This is a genomic window from Allobaculum sp. JKK-2023, assembly GCF_034745455.1.
In the GTDB taxonomy this organism is placed as follows: domain Bacteria; phylum Bacillota_I; class Bacilli_A; order Erysipelotrichales; family Erysipelotrichaceae; genus Allobaculum.
In genome coordinates, this window is sequence record NZ_JAYERV010000003.1 from 1,569,910 (window position 1) to 1,593,773 (window position 23,864).

Annotated in this window: 18 protein-coding genes; 9 read left to right on the forward strand and 9 right to left on the reverse strand. The window is 46.6% G+C overall.

Annotation, left to right across the window (positions count from 1 at the left end):
- Nucleotides 1-236 precede the first annotated feature (236 nt).
- The 4 genes from U4956_RS06425 (at nucleotide 237) to U4956_RS06440 (ending at nucleotide 5,909) form a co-directional block, all read left to right on the forward strand.
- Nucleotides 237-923: a hypothetical protein gene (locus U4956_RS06425; RefSeq protein ID WP_323089725.1), complete on the forward strand. Its 687-nt coding sequence runs from the start codon at nucleotides 237-239 to the stop codon at nucleotides 921-923.
- Between the two features lie 786 nt (nucleotides 924-1,709).
- Nucleotides 1,710-2,471, forward strand: coding sequence for an ABC transporter ATP-binding protein (locus U4956_RS06430; protein WP_323089726.1), 762 nt, complete (start codon nucleotides 1,710-1,712; stop codon nucleotides 2,469-2,471).
- Nucleotides 2,471-4,402, forward strand: coding sequence for an FtsX-like permease family protein (locus tag U4956_RS06435; protein WP_323089727.1), 1,932 nt, complete (start codon nucleotides 2,471-2,473; stop codon nucleotides 4,400-4,402). Before U4956_RS06430 ends, U4956_RS06435 begins: the two co-directional genes overlap by 1 nt.
- A gap of 235 nt (nucleotides 4,403-4,637) precedes the next feature.
- A complete protein-coding gene (locus tag U4956_RS06440) occupies nucleotides 4,638-5,909 on the forward strand; it encodes a CapA family protein (RefSeq protein WP_323089728.1) in 1,272 nt (423 codons plus the stop codon).
- A gap of 141 nt (nucleotides 5,910-6,050) precedes the next feature.
- Here the strand turns inward: U4956_RS06440 and U4956_RS06445 are convergent, their stop codons facing one another.
- From U4956_RS06445 to U4956_RS06460, 4 genes are all read right to left on the reverse strand, one after another.
- A complete protein-coding gene (locus tag U4956_RS06445) occupies nucleotides 6,051-6,833 on the reverse strand; it encodes a ZIP family metal transporter (RefSeq protein ID WP_323089729.1) in 783 nt (260 codons plus the stop codon).
- Between the two features lie 443 nt (nucleotides 6,834-7,276).
- Entirely contained in the window at nucleotides 7,277-9,226 is a 1,950-nt protein-coding gene (locus U4956_RS06450; protein ID WP_323089730.1) for a fructose-specific PTS transporter subunit EIIC, read from the reverse strand.
- A 609-nt stretch (nucleotides 9,227-9,835) separates the two neighbouring features.
- Nucleotides 9,836-10,759 (reverse strand): 1-phosphofructokinase, encoded by a 924-nt coding sequence (gene pfkB / locus U4956_RS06455; protein ID WP_323089731.1) that lies wholly within the window; start codon nucleotides 10,757-10,759, stop codon nucleotides 9,836-9,838.
- On the reverse strand, nucleotides 10,756-11,508 hold the full coding sequence (locus U4956_RS06460) for a DeoR/GlpR family DNA-binding transcription regulator (protein WP_323089732.1): 753 nt from the start codon (nucleotides 11,506-11,508) through the stop codon (nucleotides 10,756-10,758). Before U4956_RS06460 ends, pfkB begins: the two co-directional genes overlap by 4 nt.
- Nucleotides 11,509-12,327: 819 nt before the next feature.
- Between U4956_RS06460 and U4956_RS06465 the strand changes: the two genes are divergently transcribed.
- Complete coding sequence (locus U4956_RS06465; protein ID WP_323089733.1) at nucleotides 12,328-13,341, forward strand: DUF2804 domain-containing protein; 1,014 nt, start codon at nucleotides 12,328-12,330, stop codon at nucleotides 13,339-13,341.
- A 151-nt stretch (nucleotides 13,342-13,492) separates the two neighbouring features.
- Here U4956_RS06465 and U4956_RS06470 read toward each other — a convergent pair whose 3' ends face one another.
- Entirely contained in the window at nucleotides 13,493-14,062 is a 570-nt protein-coding gene (locus U4956_RS06470) for a TetR/AcrR family transcriptional regulator (RefSeq protein WP_323089734.1), read from the reverse strand.
- 304 nt (nucleotides 14,063-14,366) lie between these two features.
- On the opposite strand from U4956_RS06470, the gene U4956_RS06475 reads away from it, so the two are divergent.
- Nucleotides 14,367-15,314, forward strand: coding sequence for an alpha/beta hydrolase family protein (locus U4956_RS06475; RefSeq protein WP_323089736.1), 948 nt, complete (start codon nucleotides 14,367-14,369; stop codon nucleotides 15,312-15,314).
- 132 nt (nucleotides 15,315-15,446) lie between these two features.
- On the opposite strand, the gene U4956_RS06480 is transcribed toward U4956_RS06475, so the two are convergent.
- The 4 genes from U4956_RS06480 to U4956_RS06495 form a co-directional block, all read right to left on the reverse strand.
- Nucleotides 15,447-16,748 carry a TRAP transporter large permease gene (locus U4956_RS06480; RefSeq protein WP_323089737.1) on the reverse strand — a complete coding sequence of 434 codons (1,302 nt, stop codon included), beginning with the start codon at nucleotides 16,746-16,748 and terminating at the stop codon, nucleotides 15,447-15,449.
- On the reverse strand, nucleotides 16,745-17,278 hold the full coding sequence (locus tag U4956_RS06485; RefSeq protein WP_323089738.1) for a TRAP transporter small permease: 534 nt from the start codon (nucleotides 17,276-17,278) through the stop codon (nucleotides 16,745-16,747). The genes U4956_RS06480 and U4956_RS06485 overlap by 4 nt, the downstream gene beginning before the upstream one ends.
- Nucleotides 17,279-17,280: 2 nt before the next feature.
- Entirely contained in the window at nucleotides 17,281-18,333 is a 1,053-nt protein-coding gene (locus tag U4956_RS06490; protein ID WP_323089739.1) for a TRAP transporter substrate-binding protein, read from the reverse strand.
- A 229-nt stretch (nucleotides 18,334-18,562) separates the two neighbouring features.
- On the reverse strand, nucleotides 18,563-21,088 hold the full coding sequence (locus tag U4956_RS06495) for a TIM-barrel domain-containing protein (protein ID WP_323089740.1): 2,526 nt from the start codon (nucleotides 21,086-21,088) through the stop codon (nucleotides 18,563-18,565).
- Nucleotides 21,089-22,028: 940 nt separating this feature from the next.
- Here U4956_RS06495 and U4956_RS06500 point away from each other — a divergent pair.
- The 3 genes from U4956_RS06500 to U4956_RS06510 are packed head-to-tail and all read left to right on the forward strand — an operon-like array spanning nucleotide 22,029 to nucleotide 23,709.
- Nucleotides 22,029-22,952, forward strand: coding sequence for an AraC family transcriptional regulator (locus tag U4956_RS06500; protein ID WP_323089741.1), 924 nt, complete (start codon nucleotides 22,029-22,031; stop codon nucleotides 22,950-22,952).
- Nucleotides 22,927-23,409: a methylated-DNA--[protein]-cysteine S-methyltransferase gene (locus U4956_RS06505; protein WP_323089742.1), complete on the forward strand. Its 483-nt coding sequence runs from the start codon at nucleotides 22,927-22,929 to the stop codon at nucleotides 23,407-23,409. Before U4956_RS06500 ends, U4956_RS06505 begins: the two co-directional genes overlap by 26 nt.
- A 54-nt stretch (nucleotides 23,410-23,463) precedes the next feature.
- Nucleotides 23,464-23,709 carry a PTS lactose/cellobiose transporter subunit IIA gene (locus tag U4956_RS06510; protein ID WP_323089743.1) on the forward strand — a complete coding sequence of 82 codons (246 nt, stop codon included), beginning with the start codon at nucleotides 23,464-23,466 and terminating at the stop codon, nucleotides 23,707-23,709.
- Nucleotides 23,710-23,864 lie beyond the last annotated feature (155 nt).

Sequence of the window (23,864 nt, forward strand, 5' to 3'; positions counted from 1 at the left end):
CATTCTGCTTTTTTAGAAGCTCTTAGAAATGCTGCTGAATCAAAATTAATTGATATATTTTTAATATAAAAAGATATAAATCTGAGTTGCTGCCAGATTGGATAAGAATTTGTTAAAATTAAAGCAGGAACCCTGGAACCAAACCTGATCTCAATAAAACTTTGGAGTTTGCTGTATTAGAATGTATAAAGAGTAATTTTATATAATGGACTGTAACAACTTCTAAAGGGGCTCAATTGAACTGCAAATCCAAAGGAGAATACCGGCCCAATAAAAACTCACTTTCCGAACCTGCAAAATATCTGGCTTTTCCAAAACCATGGATTGATAGATGGATTAAGCTGATTCTTCAATTCAAATTATTTCCGGCTTTTATCGCAAAGTTTGCCAATCCAGAAGAATGCGGAAGTCTTTCCATCGAAGAAATCATTCGCTCAATCAGTGATCCTTCTCGTCCATTCCTGTTCGATTCCGATGTTCTTCATCAGAAAATGGCCCATACTTCTGTTGAAGATACCGACAGTTCTGGAACAGTCCGATTTGATTACCTTAGTCATCTGCACAATGACCGCAAGGAAATCATGCTTTTGAATATTGAAATTCAGAATCATATTTCCATTCAAAAAATCGTGGATCGTACGATTTATTATGTGAGCCGTCTTTTCTCATCACAAAAGAACAGCGACGATGCAGGATTTGAAAACGATAATTATGAGCAAATGACGCCGGTTCGTTCCATCTGGATTTTCCCGTTTGCGGGAAAGAAGAGCCATTCCCTTCGAATCCGTCTTCATAGCGATGAATTTATGTTAAAAATCGATGGGCAGGATGCAAAAATGGTTCTTCTCGATGAACTTTCAGAAGATATGCTTCCGTACTCGATCGCTTTCCAACACGAATTGGAAATCACCATTGAGTTTTGAACTCATATTTGTTTACTCCCCCTGCCAAAGCTGGCGGCGGAACGATCTTCGGATTGTGCCAAAGCCTCAAGGCTGGTCCTGCGTCGGTAAGGGGGATGCGGGATGCCAGTACTGCGATACTGGGCTGTATCCCATAAAATTTGGATTTGGATTCCCTTCGGGGAGTTTTGGTCCTCAAAGCGGGGCTTAGATAAGGATCTTGTATCTTAACCCTTCTCCCGCCGGCTAATGCCGAACACTGTTCGCAGACAGGAATGCAACCGTTTTATCCTATCAGGGATAAAACAACCTCATTTAACGAAGGGCCTGAATGATGGCGATATTCAAGAAATCCTTAATTCCCAACATTTGGAAGAAAAAAGTGATTTGACCATTCCGGCAACGGTTGAAAAGCAGGAAATCTAAAGGTTAGACTGAAGTTTCTGACAAAGATTCTGTTTTACACGACTAGCATCAGGATCCAAAAAGAAGTGGTAAACCATTCTCGGTTCTTACGCAAAGTCTGTGGTTTTCTAAGGACATTCTGATCAGTCTATTTTTTAATTCTTCAAGTAAAGGAATGCTTATCAGTAATTCTTAGCGGACCACACAGATTGCGTAAGATCCCCATTCTCTTGGTTTTTTCACTTCTTTTTTCATTAGGAATCTCACTCTTGCGTGCTTGTAAGAGTCAGCGGTGTTTCGTTAGACAAGTCCATGGCTGGAAGGCTGTGGATTTTTTAAACTGGAAGCTGTAACTGGGATTCGTGCAAATCGATCCATCCAGTTGAGGTAAGGAGTGTAAATATGCCTATTCTTGAAGTCTGCAATTTACAGAAAATATACAAATCTCGTTTTTCCGCCGTGCAGGTGGAGGCACTGCACGATGTGTCCTTTTCGGTTGAGCCTGGCGAATTTGTCGCCATCATGGGCGAAAGCGGATCCGGAAAATCGACATTGCTGAACCTGCTGGCAGCCCTCGATAAACCAACAGACGGCAAAATCTATATCAATGACCAGGATTCCTCCACTATTCCTTCCAAAGCCATCAGTGATTTTCGCCGCAACCATTTAGGCTTCGTCTTCCAGGATTATTCCCTGCTGGACACCTTCAATCTGGCCGACAACATTCTGCTTCCTCTGGTCCTGAATAAAATGCGTTATCCAGAAATGAAAAAGCGCCTGGATCCACTGGCCAAACAGCTTGGTCTTACGCATCTGCTCAAAAAATATCCCTATGAAGTTTCCGGCGGCCAGAAACAACGCGCTGCCGTTGCCCGTTCGCTGATCACCAATCCCGAGCTCCTGCTGGCCGATGAACCAACCGGGGCCCTCGACTCCAAAAGTTCACAGGAGCTGCTTGAACTGTTTGACAAACTGAACAAAGAAGGCCAGACCATTGTGATGGTTACCCACTCCATCAGTGCTGCCAGCTATGCCACCCGCGTATTGTTTATCGCTGATGGCCAGATCTTCCATCAGCTGTACCGCAAAGACCAGAGCCGCGAACATTTCTATGAGCAGATTTCCAGAACCCTGACCTTAATGGCCAATCAGGAGCGCATCTGATGCAGCACGCCATTTATCTCAAGCTTGCTCTCCAGTCTTTGAAGAAAAACTATCGAATCTCCATCCCTTTTATCGGCGGTTCGATCATCATGACAGCCATGTTGTATGCGATTGTCTCCCTGGCTTACAATCCAGGCCTGGGCCAGTCGTTTGGGGGCGGCTACATTCAGATGATGATGGGGTTTGGCTATCGGATCATTCTTCTGTTTGTGTTGATCTTCATGTTTTATCTCAACAGTGTCTGGATCAAAAACCGGACTCAGGAAAATGGTCTGTTCGCGGTTCTTGGCTTGAACAAATCCCATCTGATCCGTATTCAGTTCTATCAGCTGGTCGTGATTTTCTTTTGTTCTTTAGTGGCAGGAATTCCGCTTGGAATCTGCCTGGATAAGCTGATTTATCTGCTGGTTTTAAAAATTGCTCACCTCGATCCGGTCTTTGGCTTCTATTTTTCCTGGTATGGCTTCCGGATTACCACACTCTGGATGGGCCTTTGTTTTGCAGCCTTATTTTTCTGGTCGATCTATGCCACCATCCGGACCAATCCCCTTGAAAAACTCCAGCAGGGAAAATCCGGCGAACGGGCCATTAAAAACCGCTGGATTCTGGCTCTTCTCGGCCTTGTCAGCCTGGTGATTGGCTACGGCATGGCCATCACCATCACCAATCCAATGGAAGCTTTACTGTTGTTTTTTGTGGCTGTGTTCTTCGTTGTTGTGGGAACTTACCTGTTATTCATGTATGGCACCACCGTTCTGGTCTCCCTGCTTCAGAAAAACAGGCGTCTTTATTACCCACCGGCTCACTTCATCTCGATTTCGACCCTGAAGTATCGCCTGAAACAAAATGCGGCTGCCCTGGCCAACATTGCGATTCTGTCGACCATGGTTCTGGTTTCCCTTTCGACAACCCTGGCGCTGGTGTTAACGCTTGATGAAACCAACAATCAGATTTATCCCCGCCAGTATGCAATGGAAGCAGTAATTGGCCTCACACCTGAAGACACCAGCAGTAAACAGTCGGTGATTAACGAAGTTCAGGCTGCCGTCAACAATGCCGGCACGACCATGACCAACCCGCTTTCCTATCTTCTTTCCACCTACAGCTACCAGTATGGAAACAGCGACCGTCCGCTCTATGTCGTAGATGTGGAATCCATCAATGAAATTGCCGGCACCAGTCTCAACCCTGGTCCTGGCCAGGTCATTGTGATTGGAAAAGCCACAGAACCCGAAACTTTAACGCTCACCGACAATACCGGCACAATTGAAATTGTAGATTCCATCGACAAACTGCCTGAAGAACTTCGTTTTCTCCAGCAATACCCAGCCGCCGGAACATTAGCTGCCGGTCATCTCGATACGCTGCCGCCAATGGCCCAGAACGTTCATCTGATGTTTGATACGCCAGATTCAGTCGATCATCAGGAAGTCATTCATAATGATCTGATGAACAATGGCTCCAATACGTCGATTCTTACCTTTGGAAATACAGAAAGCCTGAAGCAGGATGTCTTTGGCATGTATTCCGGTATGTTGTTTATCGGTGTCTATCTGTCCGCTCTCTTTATTCTGACGGTCATTCTGATCCTCTATTACAAGCAGATTTCCGAAGGAATTGAAGATAAAGGACGGTTTACGATCATGAAAAAAATCGGACTGGATTCCGGCCAGATCAAGAAAGTGATCAACGATCAGGTCATGCTCATGTTCTTCTTACCGCTTGGGGTCTCTTTGCTGCATATTCTGTTTGCATTCCCTATGCTCACACGCATTCTGTCCGGCATGAACATGGCCAATCAGAATCTGTTTCTGATCGTCATGCTGGCCTGCTTTGTGATCTTTGCGCTGATCTATCTGATTATTTACAAGATGACCTCCCGCACCTACTACAAGCTGGTCGCGTTTGCCCCTTCCTCAGGACGCAAATAAACTTGATCGGTTCTATCTTTCCCCCAGATTTCTGGGGGATTTTTTGTTTTAACTCCTCAGTTCCTATTTCTTTTCTGCTTTCCAGGTTTTTATCTTTCGCCCTCAGGCTTTTGGAATCTGGCTTTGAAGATCAAAAAGAAGTTGGGCGCAATTTTAAATCCACTTATCAACCAAATTGCCCTTTTGTTTCTGAAAGCGATTCCATAACCCGTATTTTGAATGCTATACTTCGATCATGACAACAAATACCTCTGCCCAAAAAAAGCGCCGGCGCATCTGGAAACGAAAACTTCGCATCGCCATGATCACTGTTTGTTTCGCATTGATCCTATCCAGTCTTGGCCTGATGGGCTTTGCGCTCTATAAAATCATTCGTCCTGCTCCCAAACAAGATCCAACGACTGCCGACAGCCCTTTGCATGAAGGAGCCATTGACCAGAATACAGCCTCCTTTACCTTTACCGGCGTTGGGGATAATCTGCTTCATGATACAATTTTTGTTTACTATGAACAGGATCACGGAAATCGAGACTTTTCTCCGATTTATGAAATCACAAAACCGTATACTTCTGGTTCCGACCTGAACTACATCAACTTTGAGACTGTCTGCGCCGGAGATGAATACGGGCTTTCCGGCTATCCGGCTTTCAACGGACCTTTAGAAATGATCGATACGATTGCCGCTGCCGGCTTTAACTGGATTTCTGTTGCCAGCAACCATTCTTTAGACGCCGGCAGTGAGGGCCTGATTACGGAACTGAACTACCTTCAGGACCATCATCCGCAAATCAGTGCAACCGGAGCCCACACCACCCCAGAACATGCCGACAATCCGCAAGTCAAAGAGATCAATGGGATTAAAGTCGGCCTTTGCACCTTCACCTATGGTCTGAATGGCTTATCTGAACCTTTTGGATCGGATTGGCTGGTCAATGATTATCGCAATAAAGACAACAGTGTGAATTATGAAATGATGAAAGCCAAGCTGGATGCGCTCAAAGAGGTGAGTGACGTCCAGATTGTCTCCATGCACTGGGGTGAAGAGTATAAAACGGCCATCCAGCCTGAGCAGAAGGCCATTGCCGAGTTTTTACATGACCAGGGCGTTGAAGTCATCATCGGCACCCATCCCCATGTCATTCAGCCCGTTGAATTTCTCGTCTCTGAGGATCAGAACACACTGGTCTATTATTCGTTAGGCAACTTTGTTTCTGCCCAGAACAGTGATGAAAGCATGGTTGGGGGCATGGCGCAGTTCCAGCTCGATTATGATTTTGAAACGAAAAAAGCTACCTTTGAAAACGTCAAATTTACTCCAACCGTCACCTATATCACACCTGATTTGCGGACCTATCGGACCACGACGATTCATGAATATAATGACGAAATGATCGCGAATCATTACATGACCTACTATGGTCTGGATCTGTCCAAAGAATGGATCCGCCAGTATGTCGATTCGGTTGTCGGCAACCCCTCCAACATTCAAATCGATTATGGCGTATAAATCCTGTACTTTTGACCATCGAAAAAACAGCCTGGAATTCTCCAAAGGGAAAATGGAGAATTCCAGGCTGTTTCTGTTTTCAGGACAAAATTCAGAATCTATCCTATTGATTCAAGGGATTGAAGCTGTCTTCTGACTTTCCTAGGCCAGGGCAACATCCAACACCATCATCAAGGTAAACCCAAGCGCAAAAGCCACAGTGGCCAGGTTGGAATGGTCCCCCTGCGAAGCTTCCGGAATCAGTTCTTCCACGACAACATAGATCATCGCCCCCGCTGCAAAACTGAGCAGGTAGGGCAAAAACGGCAGGAGCTGATTAGCCAGCAATAAAGTCACAACAGCAGCAATCGGCTCAACTACTCCCGATAAAAAGCCGTATCCAAAGGCTTTTGACTTTTTCAGTCCCTGGGTGCGCAAAGGCATGGAAATAATCGCTCCTTCCGGGAAGTTCTGAATGGCAATTCCGATGGCTAGAGCCATCGCCCCCGACAAGGTAATCATCGTCTGCCCGCTCAGCCAGCCCGCAATGACAATGCCTACCGTCATTCCTTCCGGAATATTATGGAGAGTCACAGCCAGCACCAGCAGAATACTGTCTTTTAAATCTGTATGGATGCCTTCTGGCTGATCACTGTTCTGATGCAGGTGCGGCACGACCATATCCAGGATCAGCAAAAAGAAGATCCCGCCTAAAAATCCAACTGCAGCTGGCACACAGGCAAACGGGCCCAGATCAGCTGCTTCGTCAATGGCCGGAATCAACAAAGACCAGACCGAAGCCGCAACCATGACTCCTCCCGCAAAACCAGTCAGTGCCTTTTGAAGTTTTATATTGAGATGACTGCCCATCAAAAATACACAGCCTGCTCCCAGTGTAGTCCCTAAAAAGGGAATCAGAATCATATAAAAAGCTGAAACGTTCATTTTTCCCTCCGCTTCCAGAACGTAGAACACATTAACTCATTGGTTAAGTCTTCTTTATTCTGCCAGAGCCAAAAAAAGTTTCTGCCGACAATGCCCTCTTTTGGGCGCAAGAAGACGTCTGGAAAAGCAAAGCATCTCATTCAAAGCCGGACTTATCCAAACAAGCATTCCATAATAATTTGTAATTCTTAAGGCAAAGCAATCAAAAACAAATAAGTTCTACGCCAACAAACATGCGACACATTTGTGGAAAGAGTACCAATTTTCATCGAGTCACTCGACAAAAATTTCGTCGAGTCGGCCTGTTTTGTCGAGTCAGGAACTTAAAAAGGCTGGAATTCATCCAGAATTCCAGCCAGGAAAGGGAACGAACCAAGTCGACAAGATTGAAAAAGGAGAAGGTTTTGATACTCGATCAGGTTCGTCAATCAGTAAGTTTAAACTTATGCTGCGGCTGCTACAGTTTCCTCTTCATCAGCTGCTGGGGCAGTTTTTGCTGCAATTTTCTTCTTGGAGAATCCAAGAATCAAAGCACCTGCGATTGTTCCGGCAATTAAAGCAACGATATACATCAGTGGGTTGCCAATGGTCAGGACAACGAAGATACCACCATGAGGAGCCATGAGGGTGCAGCCAAACAGTTCAGAAAGAGCACCAGCAAGGGCAGAACCAACGACGCACGCAGGTAAAACATGGAGTGGATCGCTGGCCGCAAACGGGATGGCGCCTTCGGTAATGAAGGCCAGACCCATGATGACGTTGGTTGGGCCAGTTTTTCTTTCATCTTCGGTAAATCTGTCTTTGAATAAATAAGTGGCTAAAGCAATAGCAAGAGGTGGAACCATACCGCCAATCATTACGGAAGCCATGATGGAGTAGTTTCCGGCAGCAAGAGAAGCCGTACCAAATACATAAGCAGCTTTGTTGAACGGACCGCCCATATCTAAAGCCATCATGCCGGCAAGCAGAGCGCCCAGCAGAACACCGGAAGAACCATTCAGAGATTCGAGCCAGAAGTTAAGCTGGGTATTGAGCCATCCTACTGGAGGTTCAACCAGGTAAACCATAATTGCACCGATTAAAGCAATACCAAGTAATGGATAAATCAGCATTGGTTTAATGCCTTCCAGGCTGGCTGGCAGTTTGGAGCACATTTTCTTGCACAGGTTTACTAAATAACCGGCTAAGAAACCAGCAAGCAAAGCACCTAAGAAGCCAGATTTTCCGTTGGCTGCAATCAGGCCGCCAATAAAGCCTGGCGCAAGACCCGGACGATCCGCAATGGCTTCAGAAATATAACCGGCAAGAACGGGGAGCATTAAGCCAAAAGCAAGGCCGCCGACATTTTTAAAGAAAGCAGCTGCCGGGTTGATCGTACCGAATAAAGCACGTTCTGCTTCTTCGAGACTGTTCATATCCACAAAGAAACCATCAATCAAGAAGGAAATCGCGATCATCAGACCACCGCCGATCACAAATGGCAGCATATGGCTGACACCATTCATCAGCGATGTATAGACAGCACGCCAGCCGGATTCTTTTTCGCCGCCGGCACTATCGGCTCCAGCCGCCCCATTGCCTTTAAATAACGGAGTACTGGGATCCAGTGATCTTGCGATCAGCTCTTCTGGCTTGTGAATCCCATCGGATACAGGAGCCTGAATCAGGCGTTTGCCATCAAAACGGTCAATTGGAACTTTTGCGTCGGCTGCAACAACGATACCGTCCGCTTCTGCAATTTCAGCAGCCGTCAAAACGTTTTTCGCACCGCCAGAACCACGGGTTTCAACTTTGACGCGATAGCCAAGTTCTTTGGCTTTCTTTTCAATGTTTTCAGCAGCCATATAAGTATGGGCAATTCCATTTGGGCAGCTGGTGACGGCCAGGATGAATGGTGCATTGGTGTTGACTGGAGCTTCTTCTTCAGCCGGTCCTTCCAGCGCTGTTTCCGCATCGGTCAGAATCTGTAAAAATTCATCTGCAGTTTTGGCGTTCTGCAAATTGGCATTGAGAGTTTCATCCATGAGCATGCGGCTCAGTTTAGCCAGGACTTCCAGGTGCACGCTGCCGCCTTCTGGTGCAGCAATCAAAAATAACAGATGAACGGGCTGGCCATCCAGGGAAGCATATTCAACGCCATCTGGAATGACCATGGCAGCCAGGCCGGCTTTGGTTACGGCAGCATCGCGGCCATGAGGAATGGCGATTCCCATGCCGACGCCAGTTGTGCTTTCTTCTTCACGCTCAAATACTTTTTTGGCATACGCCTCGCGGTTATTGATCTTGCCGGATTTTACCATCAGATCAATGGCTTTGTTAATGATTTCTTCCTTTGTGGAAGCTGATGCCTGAACATCAATCGCTTCATAAGCGAGCAGATCCTTAATCTTCATACGTACCTCGTTTTTTGTCAGATTTGTCAGTTTTTATTTTTCGAATCGTTGAAGCTTATGGTGCAGGACTCAATTCGAAGACATGATCCCCATCTGTCTTCAAAGTCCCAACTTGCCTGGCAGGATCCCCATCCCAATCAGGCAGGTCTTAGTTTGCTTGTTTTTGAGCTTTGTTTTTTGAAACAGACTGCGGATACAGTGGCTCTTATGCAAATAGCGTGTTTAGTCATTGTGACTATTATAAACGATAGTTATTACTACTAATGACAATAACCCAAAACGTGATAGCTAAACTCATCTCAGATTAGGTAATGTTATTTAATCAACAGCATGAATGATTCCAGCTTATTCATTCACCAGGATTATCAGTGTTAAAAACTACATTTGCGTAAGAGCCGATACAGTCCGTATCGGTTTCCAAAATTTCCTTTTTATTTTCTGATCCCATTTTGGATTTCTGATCTTATGCTTTGGATTTCCAGCGGATCCTGTTTTTAGATCGTGTTTTCATTTTCTGAATGAGTCATGCCCTGAATCCTTCCTGATCCGTTTTTTTCAATCGAACCAGAATGTTGATCAAAGCGTCCATTCAGAAAGGAGGCGCTTTACCTAAGCGGTGCGGCAAACTGTAATTGGCGAGGACGCTTTTAAGGCGTCGATATCTTCTTTCTGGGCAAGATCAGCGCAGAAGGCCGTTGCGCTTCCGCAATAGATTCCCTGAACGAACGCTTCTTCCAGGCTATGCGTGTCGATCCATCCAGCCACAAACCCTGCAACCATCGAATCACCACTTCCAACGGAGTTGACGAGTTTTCCCTGTGGGCATCCTGCTTCATAGATGGCGCCATCTTCACCAATTAACATGGCTCCTTTGGCTCCTCTTGAAATCAGAACGTTGGAGGCACCAGCCTCTTGCAGCTTGCGGCCGGCGGCAATCAGTTCGTCATCATCGTGAATCTTGATGCCAAGCAGTTCTTCAATTTCGGCCTGGTTTGGTTTGACCAGGAATGGATGACATGGCAGCGATTTAGCCAGCAGTTCACCACTGGCGTCAACGATAAACAAAACATCCTTGTCTTTCTGGCTGTCCAGAATGCGGGCATAGAAGTCTTTGTCTAAGCAGCCGGGAATGCTTCCGGAAAGAATCAGAACGTCACCATCCGCGATTGCTTTGTAGTGATCGAACAACTCTTCCACCTGGGCATCATCGATTTCAATACCCGTCCCATTGATTTCGGTTTCTTCCTGGGCTTTGAGTTTTACATTGATTCTGGTGCGCCCGGAGCATGGAATGAAGTCTTTTTTAAAACTTCTTGCTTCTAACAGCCGTTCGAGTTCAGCGCCAGAAAAACCGGCTGTGAATCCGGAAGCAATGCTGTCATAGCCTAAAGCAGACAATACGCTGGAAACATTGAAGCCTTTGCCGCCCGCAAAGATTTCTGTTTCGTACGCTCTGTTGGTTTCGCCAATCTCAAGATTTTTTACCCGGACAATGTAGTCCAGGGAGGGATTGGCGGTCAGTGTGTAGATCATCTTTTTTCCCTTTCTGGCTGGTTCTGAAGAATCAGCGCATTTTCAAGATCTGGGTTTTCATTGCAGATCAGGACCGCATGCTGGAGATCTCCAAAGCGGATTTTGGAAGTTTTGTCGAGCTTGGAAGAATCGGCGAGGACATAAACGCGCTGGCTTTGACGCATCGCTTTCTTTTTCACGGCTGCCTCATGCAAGTCAGGCGTGAGCAGATCTCCATCGGGGCTGATTGCATTGGTTCCAAAGAAGCCGGCATCAAAGATGTACTTATCCAGAAAGTCGAGTGCCTCTTCACCGACAATCGCATCCGTAATGGATTTGAACCGTCCGCCAATCAGTGTTACCTCATAGCCTTTGTTGGCGGCCAGGGCTGCATGGTTGATAGAGTTGGTCACAATGCCCACGCCAGGAATATCGAGCTGTAAAAGCATAGCTTCGGTGGTTGTTCCAGCATCGATATAGATCAGATCTCCTTCTTCGACCTGATCGATCGCCCGTCGTCCAATTTCCTTCTTTTCCAGATGGAATTCCGTCCGCCGCAGATTCATGCTCTGGTCTTCAGCCTGCACAGGGGCGATTGCGCTGACTCCGCCATGGACCCGTTCACATTTGCCCTGTTTTTCCAATGACAGCAGATCCCGGCGCAGGGTACTGTCAGATACATCCAGCAGATCCATCAGTTCATTGACAGAGGCGTTTTTACGCTCGGCCAGATATTCGAGAATTCGCTGTTGTCGTTCGTTTGCAATCATTTCAGTTCACCTCTTACCAATATCATTCATCATCCTTCCTTTTTCTTCAACTTGTCTCTTCCTTAATGACACTTGAATCATACTGGATAGCGAGGAGGATTGCAAGCGTTTTCTGTCAAATTCATTCAAATTTATTCTCAAATTCCTTCATTCCATATTTCCCAAATTTCGCCAATCTTCTTTGGATGATTCAGCATTCGTCTTTTTACTTCACTTTGATGTCTACAGTCTATTAAGGACGATACGAATCGTATTTATATCGATTTCAATTATTATAATTCTTAATTTGGTTTTCTTTTCTATATCAATTCTCCAGCATCATTCATAGCTTATTATATTTCCTTCAGTTTTCTTCAAGAGTCTTCACTTCATTTTTCATCATCAAATATGACGGATTATGATCTTTATTTACGATTCGACTTTTCCAAAATTCGTCATCTCCTCCATGTCTTTTACCTGTTCTATCCGTTTCCTTTATCTATTCTGGTCATTTTGATCATTTTCATTCACCTCCATTCATTTGGATTGAAATCTCAAATGGACCAAAGGCCTTTTCTCCCTCTTCTTGTTTTTCTGCCCCTTCGAAAAAAGGACAGTCTCTTCGGATCAATCATTCATTCTCCGTCAGTTTCTGCGGCTTCTTTTCGTTCCACAAACACTCATCCGATCACACATTTTCCTTTTCACCAATGATCTCCTTCAAAACAGCCCATTTTTCGAAAGCGCTTTCTCTTCTTTGGCTGTTTCTGGTTATGATAAAGACAAGAGCTTTCATCACATTGCCCGTTCTTTCATCACAAAAAAGAAAAGAGGAAAATTATGAACCAACACGAAATCTTCAGACCTGTCTTTACCCACCACGAGGATGGAACTCTAGGTGAAGTTGGCTTTGCCCGCCATCCCCACTGGAACTACGATCGTTCCCGCATCAAAGTCTCCCGTCTGCGAATGAAAGAATGGGACTACTATCTGGTCAATACTGGTCAGATTGCCGTCGCCTTTACGCTTTCAGATCTTGGCTATATCCGCATGGCCAGTGTTTCCTTTCTGGATCTGGTCAAAGGAGTGGATGCCACCCAGACCGAACTGCTGCCACCCGCCAAAGACTTCTTCATGCCCCAAACTTCAAGTCAGGGGGCTGCTCATTTTGAAAACAAAAATATAATTCTTGACTACGACCTCACGCCCCAATCGCGCAAGGTACATTGCGAAGTGAAGAATCTGGCCGGTCATGGCCCTTTCAAAGCCGACCTTTGCTTTTCCGATTTCCCCAAAGAATCCATGAACATCCTCACCCCCTGGAAGGATCGCAAGCACTTTTACCTCAATGAAAAATGCAACTGCATGCCAGTTGAAGGAAAAGTTGTCTTCAACTACAAAATCTATCGCTTCCGCAAAGACGAAAACTGCGGTGTTCTCGACTGGGGCCGCGGGTATTGGCCGTATAAGACCCACTGGTACTGGGGGACCGCTTCGGCAATGGTCGATGGTGAATTATTCGGTTTCAATCTTGGCTATGGCTTTGGCGACCTGCGTGCAGCCAGTGAAAACGTCCTGTTCTACCGCGGCAAAATCCATAAGCTCGACCAGATCCGTTTCTATATTCCCCAAGATCCCATGCTGCCCTGGGTACTGACCTCCAATGACCGCCGGTTTGAAGCCGTCTTCACCCCGATTCTCGATCGAGCAGCGGATATTGATATGAAAGTCATTCGCTCCAACCAGCACCAATACTTTGGATCCGTCAATGGCACAGCCGTTCTGGATGATGGATCGCATATCCTGATGCGCAATCTGCCTGCCGCTTTTGAAGATATCCACAACCAGTATTGATTGAACGTATTCATCGACACGCATTGATTGGACGTATTCATCGACACGCATTGATTGGACGTATTCGTCGACACGCATTGAACCATTCAACAAACAAAAAAGACCATCGATCGTTCTTCTTCAGAACGTTCCGATGGTCTTTTCTTTCTGTTCATTTTTTCTGTTTGTTTTCTTCTGGCTGAATCACATACGGAGAATGGACAATCTGGATCAGCATGTCTGCCATCTGCTCTGGCCCAGGTTGAAAACCATTGAGGATCCACTCATCAAGCAAACCATAAAGTCCATAGGCATAATACTTTTCGCGAAAGCGATGCAGCAGAGCCACCTCTTTTTCAAAACTGAGCAGAATCTGACAAAATGCATCATAAAGAACCTGCTGCAATCCCGCGCTATACAGCACCTGAAGCACATTTTGGATTTCAAGATTAAACGCAAAAAAGGCCCTGGCATTCTCCAGATCAAAACGGTCGTGAATTTCCAAATCATGCTTCCTGGCATATTCATTCCACAGACGGACAATCTTGAAGGTGAGAACTTCCTGCTTGGAATGAAAGGCACGAAAATAAGTGACGCGGCCAACGCCGGCTTTTTCAGCCAGTTCATCGATGGTAATCTTTTCCATCGGCTTGCTCACAATCAGTTGAAGCAGCGCATCAGCCAGGCATTCTTTTAGATCTTCACTGACCACTTTTCTGAACGACTTCGTTTTTGAATCCATTTCTCTTCCCTCTCTAGACTCTGTCTTTCCACTTTGGCTTTCCTTTCTTAATTTCCCTGCCTGAATCAAGCGCCACTTGGGAATACGGATACGAATCCGGTTCTTTGTATCCCCAACCGGCATCCGCATTGACGACTGGAATCAGATCTTTTAGGATACGATCGTATCACGATCGGCTGTAAAAACGATGTCTTTGGAATCAACCTCAGGATCCTGCCTGTCTTTTCCAGAATTCTTCATCGGCGCGTATCTGTTCATTCCCCTGACAATGACCAGCCGATCCGTTCATTAATCGGAGATCTCTATGAAAAAACTTCTCAAAATCATTTTGATTTTTATAATTGTAATGGCGATTATTCTTGTCGGCTTATGGATCTACCTCAAAAATAAGCCTGCCATCCCAAATCATTACCAATCTGAAGTCCAGACAGGCGGCAAAATCGAAGCTCGATATCTTGCCGACGGATCGTATGAAACGGCGTGGCTTGAGCAGCCCGCTTTGCAGGAATTCAAGAAATACGAAATCGCCTATCCGGTTAATCTGGAAACCACCGATCGTCAATATCCAGTGATCGTTCTTTGTAACGGAAGTGGAACGCCTCTCTCCAAGTACTCGCGTCTGGCCCGCCATTATGCCTCATGGGGATTTATTGTCATTGGAACAGAAGAAATGTATGCCTGGAATGGCTTTGGTGCCGACATGTGTGTATCTCATCTGCGCCGACTGAATGAAAATAAACAGATTGAAGAAAATAAAGAAAACATCTTCTATCAGAAAGTTGATCTTTCCAGCGTGGGGATTGTCGGTCACTCCCAAGGTGGTGTTGGAGTGTTCAACGCCATCACAGAAGGCAAAAACAAAGAGGTCTATAAAGCAGCCGCCGCCCTGTCGCCAACCAATATGGAACTGGCACACAATCTGGAATGGAACTATGACGCAGCCAAGATTCAGACTCCTATTCTGCTGGCTTCTGGCGAAGGCGGCGGGGATGACTGGGTCGTCACTGGCGATCAATTGACGGCTATCGCCAACGAAATTTCAGCTCCCAAAGTCCAGTTTCGTCGTAAGAAGACCGCTCATGACCAGATGCTGTATGCAGCCGATGGCTATGTGACCGCCTGGTTTTTATGGCTGCTTCAAGACGATCCGCAGGCGGCCAAAGCTTTCGTTACACCCCAGGGCGAACTGCTTTCCAATCCTCTCTATACCAACCAGGAGGCCAACCTGAACAGCCTGGCTTTCCACTCATAAACCAAGAAGCAAAAAAAGGCCGCCTGCGCGTAAGAATCAGTCAAAGATCTTGCGGCAGACGGCCTTTCTCCATTCAAAAGGACGAATGAAAAACATGAGAGAATGGATGAGAGTTGATCGTTTTTAAACCGTTTAAATCAAGCCAAGCAGCTGCGGGATCCACAGCGAAATACCCGGAATGAAAGTCACCATTAACAGGGCGATGACCAGGACTACAAAGTAAGGAACCAGTTTTGGAGTGACCTGCTCGATGGTGACATGGCCAATTCCACAACCGACAAAGAGAACCGACCCAACGGGCGGGGTGATATTGCCAAGGCACATGTTGAAAATTAACATGACGCCAAACTGGATATCGCTCATTCCAAACTTCATCGCAATCGGCAAAAAGATCGGAGTGAAGATCAGGATCGCTGGTGTGATATCCATAAACATCCCGACCACAAGCAGAATTACGTTCATCAGCAGTAAGATGATGTACTTGTTATCGGTCAAAGACAGCAGACCATTCGAGATGGCTTCTGGAATTCCGGCATACGCCATGACAAAGGACATGGCCGAAGAAGCCGAAATCAGAAACAGGATGATTCCAGAAGTCTTTGCGGAGTTGAGCAGAATTTCCATGAAGCTTTTGAAGGTAATGCTCTTGTAAACAATCGACAGAATCAGGCAATACAGCACAGCGACACCGGCGCCTTCGGTGGCAGTAAAGGCACCACCGACAATTCCACCAATCACAATGACAATCAAAAGCAGCGAAGGAATCGCATCCCAGACCACTTTCCAGATACTGCCATCCAGTTTGATTGGCGTAGGTTTCATACCCATGCGTTTGGCCATGATGAAAGCCACTAACATGCAGGCACCGCCCATTAAAAAACCAGGCAGGTAACCCGCCATAAATAAAGTCGAAATCGAAACACCGCCGGCTACTGTGGAGTAGACGATGAAAGCCGATGTTGGCGGAATCAGAAGACCCGTCGGAGCAGAGGCAATGTTTGCGGCTGCCGAGTAAGCAGGATCATATCCGTTTTCTTCTTCGATTGGGGCAATGCACCCACCCATAGCCGAAGCAGCGGCTACCGAAGAGCCAGATAAAGCGCCAAATAACATGTTGCCCAGGATATTGGCCTGGGCCATGGATCCTGGAACCTTGCCAACCAGCAGCTGGGCCAGGTTGACCAGACGGCGGGCAATTCCACCATTGTTCATGATGTTGCCGGCCAGGATGAACAGGGGCACAGCCAACAGCGAGAAAGATTCAACGCCCGTACACATTTTCTGCACGGTAATAAAAGTGACCTGATCCCAGGAGAGGGACGATAAGGCAGTTACGATCGAAGAAGCCAGAATACTAACTGAAATCGGTACGCCTGCAAACAGCAGGACGCCAAAAACCGCAAACAGAAGGATTGTAACGAAAGTCAGACTCATGCTTCTACCTCCTTGGCAGCCGCTTTTTTGGATTTTGGTGCCCAGTTGACCGTTTTGCCGGTCAAATCTTCATATAGATTGATGATCTGCGCGAGGATAATGCAGACGCCAGAAACCGGAGCAATGCCATACACAAGGCTTCTTGGAACGCCTAACAAAGCAGAGAATTCCATCCGGGCCGACATCGCCAGCTTGAATCCGCCAATCGTGATCACAAAGATCGCGATCAATAAGATCAGGGCGTCAATAAACACCATCAATGCTTTTTTCGGCTCGCCAGTCAGTTTATCTTTGACCAGACCTAAAGCCATATGTTCACGCGTGGAGAAGGCATACGCCGCTCCAATAAATCCGGTCCAGATCAGGGAGTAACGGACCAGTTCTTCCGTAAATGCTGCCGGACTGTTGAATACATAGCGGGAAATCACCTGAATCAAGACCAGAATGGTCATGAAAGACAACAGAATCGCGCAGAAGATCGCAAGAAACTTGTCCATGCCATATTTAATTTTGCCTAAAATTTCCTGCATGATTATTTTTCCTTTCTGGCCTGCTCGATCACTTCAAGCAGCTTGGCCACGCCTGGGTATTGGGCGGAGTACTCTTCCACCATGGGGGTAGTCGCCTGACGGAAAGCTTCTTTATCGACGTCATAAACGAAGGTTACGCCCATCGTTTCTTCCGCTTCTTTGACCGCCTCTTCAATCGCCTGATCCCACATGATTTTGTGCGAATCCGTGGATTCATGCGCCGCTTCTAAAATCAGCTGCTGGTCTTCAGGCGTGATCTGCGACCAGACTTTGTCAGACATGATCAGAACATCAGGAATCATGGCGTGCTGGTCAACGGAGTAGTATTTGCAGATCTCACCGTGTTTACCGGTGGTTAAAGCCGTTTCGTTATTTTCCGTTCCATCGATGATCCCAGTCTGTAAGGAAGTGAACACTTCTCCATAGGACATCGCAACTGGCGTACCGCCGAGGTATTTCATCATGTCCGTCTGGCTTTTCATGTTCTGGACACGAATTTTCAGACCTTTGAGATCTTCTGGCGTACGGATTGGTTTGTCCTTGGTGTAAAAGGAACGAGCACCGGAGGTGTAGTAGGTCAGCGTGACATATCCATCGTCTCCAGTGGATAAGAAGAAGTCGCGCATGCCCTGGGAGTCCATCACTTCATAGAAGTCTTCGGTGGATTCAAAGATATAGGGCAGACCAAAGACGTTGTATTCTTCGGTAAAGGTGGCAAGACCTGGAGCAGAGACTTTGGTCATCGCAATGACCCCCGCCTGCAGCTGCTCCATATTTTCATCTTCGGATCCTAACTGACCATTCGGGAAGATTTTGATGCGGATGCGTCCGCCGGTTTTGTTTTCTACTTCTTTGGCAAATTCCGTCATCGCAATATGAACGGTATGCGTTTCTGAAAGACCATGGGCAAGGTCGAGAATCATCGGATTTTCTGGAGTTGCATTCGCACTGGACGTTGGGGATCCAGCCGAGCAGCCGCAGAGTATGGAAGCGCCGACAAATCCAGAAACACACAGGGAAAGGCCCTTATGGACCATTGAACGTAATCCTTGCATAGAATTCTGTTTCCTTTTCTAGCTCTAGCGTTTGGCTAATTTTCTTTCTCGTTATCAATTTCGATTGATTTCGATTGATTTCCATTTTCGAAAGCCGGAGCCTGCCGCTTCGAAAATGGAATCGCAAATCACAAAACCTTCCATTGTGCCAGGGCTTGAAAAGACGAGGCTTTAAGTCTCATACAGAAATACGGTTTGTCCTGGTTTTATGGGGTTGGATCTACGATTTTTACATTCCGATCAGGTCGAACTGTTCAAAAGAGACAAGCACTTCGTAATCGGTTTTTGGGTTTGGATACTTGATCAGAACCGATTTCAGGCGCTGGGAGTAATACCAGCCTGTTGTCGCTTCTTCAAATTTGCGGCGGTGCAGGAAGTGAGGAATTTCGTCGCCATCCACCGTCACAAAGAAAGGAGCCTTCTTGGGATGAATGATGTCGAGGGCTACGTTTTCAACTGCCGTCTGATAATTTCCTTCATGGGTAAAGCGGATATACGTTCTTTCTGCAGCTTTGACTGAAATTGTGGTTTTCAGATAGTCGCCATTGCGGTAGTCGTTGGTATTTCCGTCATCTTCATAGAGGACAAATTCACTATCCACATCTGGAGCCATCAGGATTTCCAGATCGGTTGTTTTCTGGGTCATCAAATTGCTCAGGCGGTTGCCAGACATTGGCAGGATGGCGCCAGAACGAACAAACATGGGAATCGAAGACAGGTCGACATCCAGTTTGATTTCACTTCCTGGTTCGTATTCTTCACGCGTCCAGAAGTCATAGAATTTTTCGTTGGGATCTACCGTTTCGGGCAAGTACACTTCACGGACTTTCTGGCCTTTTTCCACAACGTTGGCCACCAGCAGATGGTCGCCAAACATGAAGTCAACCCCTTCGTTGTAAGTCTTCGGATCGTTCTGGAACGTCATGAACAGCGGCTGCCAAATGGGCAGGCCGGTTTTGTGAGCCTTGAACATCAGCGAGTACAGCGTTGGCGAGAGTTTATAGCGCAGATCAATGGCAGCGCGGATCCGCTCTTTCTGATCGGAATACATCCAGGGTTCAGTGACTGTGTTGTCCGTATTGGTCGAATGAATCGAGAAACGCGGCTGGAAAACCCCGTTCTGAACCCAGCGCACAAACAGTTCAGATTCAGGCGCGACACCATAGAATCCACCAATGTCGCAGCCCTGGTTGGCAACCCCTGAAAGTCCCATGCCTAAGATGGTGGCAATGTTGTATTTCAGGCTGTCCCAGCAAGTCAGGTTATCCCCGGCCCAGACCTGAGCATAACGCTGAATGCCAGCATGACCAGAACGGCAGACGCTGAATGGACGACAGTCTGGATCATATTCTTCGATGGCTTCGTTGGATAACTGGCACATCAGATTGGACATGACCGGTTTGATGTCTCCAATCCGCGCCCCTTTGCCTTCAAAACTTGCCTTGGCATCTTTATCGACTAAAGAATCATATTCGCAATTGTCATTCCAGATTGAACGGCAGCCATACGCAAGCAGGGCATCTTTGATGTACTGTTTCCAGATTTTGCGGTTCTTTTCCTGGGTGAAGTCCACGAACAGACCTGGACCGCCCCACCATGTACCCACCGCATAGCCATCGACCCCTTCGTTATCATCGGAACTTTTTAAGAAGAGATCCTGTTCTTTCATCTGCTCTAAAAGCGGATGCACCAGAAGCATGCCCGGCTTGATGTTCGGTGAAACCACAACGCCATGGTCATACATCTGGGTAAACCATTGCTTGGGATCTTTGAAACGCTTGTTGTTCCAGGTAAAGGAGCAGCGTTTGATCCCTTCCGGGGTATCGATTGCGCAATAGCCAGAGGATAACTGGAAACCATCTACCGGAATCTTTTCTTCGTGGGTTGTTTCGATGAAATCTAAGATCGCATCATCACAGTCTTGTGGAAGTTCCGGGTAGTACATCGAGCTTCCAAGATAGCCAAGAGCCGCTTTGGGAAGCATGACAGATTTTCCCGTCAGATCGGTATAGCGTTCAATGACCTCATCAATGCCAGGACCTGCAATGAAAAACAGGTCGATATCCCCGGCATCGGTGCGGTAAGTGGAATAACGGTGCCAGTAGTTGCGTTTCTCTTTCCCCATATTGAAGTCACATTCGGCCGTATTGTGGTAGAAGTAGCCGACCGCATGCTTCGTACTCTGGTTCAGACGAATATAAAACGGGATGTGCTTGTATAAAGAATCCGTTTCCTTGGGGTCGTAGCCCATGGCATCGCCAGGAGCCATGTTCATGAATTTCTGGGCTTTGTTGATGTCGCCGGATTTTTCGCCAAAACCATAGAAGAAATCATCAGCTTCAATCTGGCTGGTATGCATGCGGCGGTTGTTGCCATCCATGCGATAGGCCAGATCCGGAATATCGGCATGGAGCAGTTCACCATTGGCATCAAAAATTGAAATGGTGAAGGGGGATTTGCGAAGGACAACTTTTAAACGGCGTCCCTGAATGATGGCTTCATTTTCGCCATCGACCAGGGTGGCAGGGGCTGTTTCAATGCGTTTGCGGACATCGGCAAACAATTCATCCGTGCGGCTTGGCCAAGCGGTCGTCACCAGTGAATAGGACGCTTCATCCCAGTCCTGATCAAAACCGGCGCGAATGCGCACAATATCATCCGTTAAAAACCAGATCCGGATTTCAACGGCATTGGTCTGTACGGAAAAATAGTTTTCCTGCGCGCTGATTGTTTTAAGCGTGGTGCAGACTTTCATATTTCTTTCTTCCTTGTCTAGAACCGGCCGACTTGCGGCCGGCATTTTTTATGGTTCATGCTGATCATGTATCAAGCGCAAATCGATTACGGTTATAATCGCGCTCGAAGTATAACTCGTTTCTGCTGGCCGGGCAGAGATTCGTACGATCATTCCAGGCAGATATACTGCGTGGGGTGATATATGCATGTTAACAGAGCTGAGCCAGAATTTACTTCTGAATTTGTGCCCTGTTTCTCGCAAATTGTGATATGTTTGAAGGTGAATTTTTAGGATCGCCACAGAAACATTCCTTACCCTGAACATGTGAAAATTTTAATTTAAATAGATTTTTACTTTATCTATCATCGATTATTTTATTAAAATCTGAACAGAGTATGCCGTTTCTGAACAAGGACAATGTTTCAGTCATCTTTTGATTTTTGCCTTTGTTTTTGCGATCTGAGAGGCGTCTGGGTGCAATCCCTTTCAGAGTCTGCCCACAGGCAGCTGTCACATTTTCTGCTCTCCTGCCTGATCTGGTTGTGCATCTGGGCTTCGATTTCAAAAAGAACGGCCTACAATACAAAAGTTGTTCTTTACCTTTCTTGGATTCTGGCTTGCCATTTCTGGTTCAATTCGTAAAATAAATCCGGATATCGCTCACCATTCGACAAAGGCATATCCAGGATCTGTCCATAGAAAAACAAAGGAAAAAGCAATTCGGAATGAAGCAGTCCACTCCTGATCACTGCTTTTGCATCCTTCGAAAAAAGGCCTGCTCTTTTCTACTTGAAAAGAGCAGGCCTGGGCTTGTTCAATTTTTTTGCTTTTTAACCCCTATTTTGGGCTTAAACGAATCGAGAACCTCACTTTTTCAGACAACTAATCCGAATCGTTATATATTTTTTTAGAGTCAAACCGAAATACACTACAACCTGTTTCAGAAAGGAGCCGCGGTATGAAGAAAAGTGCGCCGACTTCCAAGATTGAAATCATTCAGGACTCTTTACTGACGCCTGAAGAAGCCAGTCATCCACTCACTGCCACCAAAGTGCGTATTAATAAATACGTGAACAGATCCAGCCTTCAGTCTGTCGTTCACAACCATCCTTACTATGAAATTATTGCCCCGCTTTCCGGCAGTTCCGTGCGCTACAGTGCCAACGGCCGATTATATAACCTGCAAGTCGGAGAGGTCATGATCGTCCCTGCCGGTCTGTATCATTCTGCTAAATTCAATGTCTCCATGGACTATTCCGAACGTCTGATCGTCCAGATCGAAAAAGACTTCTGGCTGGATGCATTGAAAGCATGCGGGCTTGGAAATCCAAAATGGAACCAGGAGATGCTGATTCTCAATGCGCAAGCCGTTCTCGCCTGGGATCTGACCGGTCTTTTCCGTCGTATGATTCATGCGGCTACCCTGCCTGAATCGATTCAGGAACGCGTCTGGACCTGCCAGCTGGTCGAACTGGCCCTGCTCTTTGAACAATCCGTCAATCAGAAAGATATTATTGCGCCATCCGGAACCAGCTTACTGGTGGCCAAAGCTGCCGATTATCTGCAAAACCACTACGAAGACCCGCATCTCAATGCAACCACGTTAGCCGAATACTGCTTTGTCAGCCGTGAGCACTTAGCACGATCTTTTAAGTCCTATACCATGGAAAGTGTCCACAGCTATCTGACTAACCTGCGCATGCTGGCCTTCAAGCGGGCCATGCTGGAAGGAAAATCCATTCTGGATGCCTCGATTGCCAGCGGCTTTTCCGACTACACAAGCTTTTTAAAGACCTTTAAGAAGCTGTACGGTACAACGCCATCCGAATACCGGGCAAAACTTCTTTTACAGGAGCATGAAGATGAAGAGTATCCGCTTTAATTCCCCGATTGGAACCATCCAGGCGTCCTGCAATGATCAAAAAACGCTGTTAACCAACATTACTGTTCTGAAAACACCACAGGAACCACTTCATTCAGATATCGCGATTTTAAATCTGGCTAAAGAGCAGATCCTGGAATACTTTGCGAAAACGCGAACCATCATCGATCTGCCTTTAGACCAGACTGGAACTGACTTTCAAAAGCAGGTCTGGAAAGCTGTCCAGTCCATCCCCTACGGCCAGACCCGCTCGTATGGGGAAGTTGCGGCCATGGTCGGCAGGCCGGGAGCTGCCAGAGGAGTCGGAAGTGCGATGCGGGCAAACCGCTTCTTGCTGGCCATTCCCTGCCATCGCGTCATTGGCGCAAATGGAAAACTGGGCAATTATTCAGGCGGTCAGGGTGTGTTGACAAAAATGGCTCTGATCAACCTGGAAAAAGAAGAAGCAAAGCAGTAAGTCCTGGTCTGGGCATGGAAAAAGAGATCAAAAAAAGAGATCGTTCAAATTTCCATGAACATCATTCTCTGCGCGGGTGAAGCCCTGAACTGCATCGATCAGCCTTTGCAGAAAGCTGTTCAATCTGAATTTGAAGCGGCATTTGATCTTTTTGAGCAAGCCAGAAAAGCCAGTCTCGTTGACCATCCATCCCAGATCCATATCTTTCAGACTGAAACGGCTGAAACAGAAACTTCCAGCAAACAGATGGAGTATCCTTTGCTGTTTATCCCCGCCTTATCCACGCCCAGGATATGCTGATGCACCTGCAAAGCGAAATCAGTATGGCCAGCCACATGATTGAACTGGCCCAGGCTATCGTAAATGCCAAAGCCAATGACTAAAGCTGGCTCATAAAACAAACACAGCCAAAACAAATAGAACCAAAGCCATTAAAAACTCCCGGTTGTTCGGGA

Excerpts from the sequence above, each read along its gene's own strand:
- U4956_RS06430 (WP_323089726.1), top strand. The coding sequence starts at position 1,710 with ATGCCTATTCTTGAAGTCTGCAATTTACAGAAAATATACAAATCTCGT.
- U4956_RS06435 (WP_323089727.1), top strand. The coding sequence starts at position 2,471 with ATGCAGCACGCCATTTATCTCAAGCTTGCTCTCCAGTCTTTGAAGAAA.
- U4956_RS06440 (WP_323089728.1), top strand. The coding sequence starts at position 4,638 with ATGACAACAAATACCTCTGCCCAAAAAAAGCGCCGGCGCATCTGGAAA.
- U4956_RS06445 (WP_323089729.1), bottom strand. The coding sequence starts at position 6,833 with ATGAACGTTTCAGCTTTTTATATGATTCTGATTCCCTTTTTAGGGACT.
- U4956_RS06450 (WP_323089730.1), bottom strand. The coding sequence starts at position 9,226 with ATGAAGATTAAGGATCTGCTCGCTTATGAAGCGATTGATGTTCAGGCA.
- pfkB (WP_323089731.1), bottom strand. The coding sequence starts at position 10,759 with ATGATCTACACACTGACCGCCAATCCCTCCCTGGACTACATTGTCCGG.
- U4956_RS06460 (WP_323089732.1), bottom strand. The coding sequence starts at position 11,508 with ATGATTGCAAACGAACGACAACAGCGAATTCTCGAATATCTGGCCGAG.
- U4956_RS06465 (WP_323089733.1), top strand. The coding sequence starts at position 12,328 with ATGAACCAACACGAAATCTTCAGACCTGTCTTTACCCACCACGAGGAT.
- U4956_RS06470 (WP_323089734.1), bottom strand. The coding sequence starts at position 14,062 with ATGGATTCAAAAACGAAGTCGTTCAGAAAAGTGGTCAGTGAAGATCTA.
- U4956_RS06475 (WP_323089736.1), top strand. The coding sequence starts at position 14,367 with ATGAAAAAACTTCTCAAAATCATTTTGATTTTTATAATTGTAATGGCG.
- U4956_RS06480 (WP_323089737.1), bottom strand. The coding sequence starts at position 16,748 with ATGAGTCTGACTTTCGTTACAATCCTTCTGTTTGCGGTTTTTGGCGTC.
- U4956_RS06485 (WP_323089738.1), bottom strand. The coding sequence starts at position 17,278 with ATGCAGGAAATTTTAGGCAAAATTAAATATGGCATGGACAAGTTTCTT.
- U4956_RS06490 (WP_323089739.1), bottom strand. The coding sequence starts at position 18,333 with ATGCAAGGATTACGTTCAATGGTCCATAAGGGCCTTTCCCTGTGTGTT.
- U4956_RS06495 (WP_323089740.1), bottom strand. The coding sequence starts at position 21,088 with ATGAAAGTCTGCACCACGCTTAAAACAATCAGCGCGCAGGAAAACTAT.
- U4956_RS06500 (WP_323089741.1), top strand. The coding sequence starts at position 22,029 with ATGAAGAAAAGTGCGCCGACTTCCAAGATTGAAATCATTCAGGACTCT.
- U4956_RS06505 (WP_323089742.1), top strand. The coding sequence starts at position 22,927 with ATGAAGATGAAGAGTATCCGCTTTAATTCCCCGATTGGAACCATCCAG.
- U4956_RS06510 (WP_323089743.1), top strand. The coding sequence starts at position 23,464 with ATGAACATCATTCTCTGCGCGGGTGAAGCCCTGAACTGCATCGATCAG.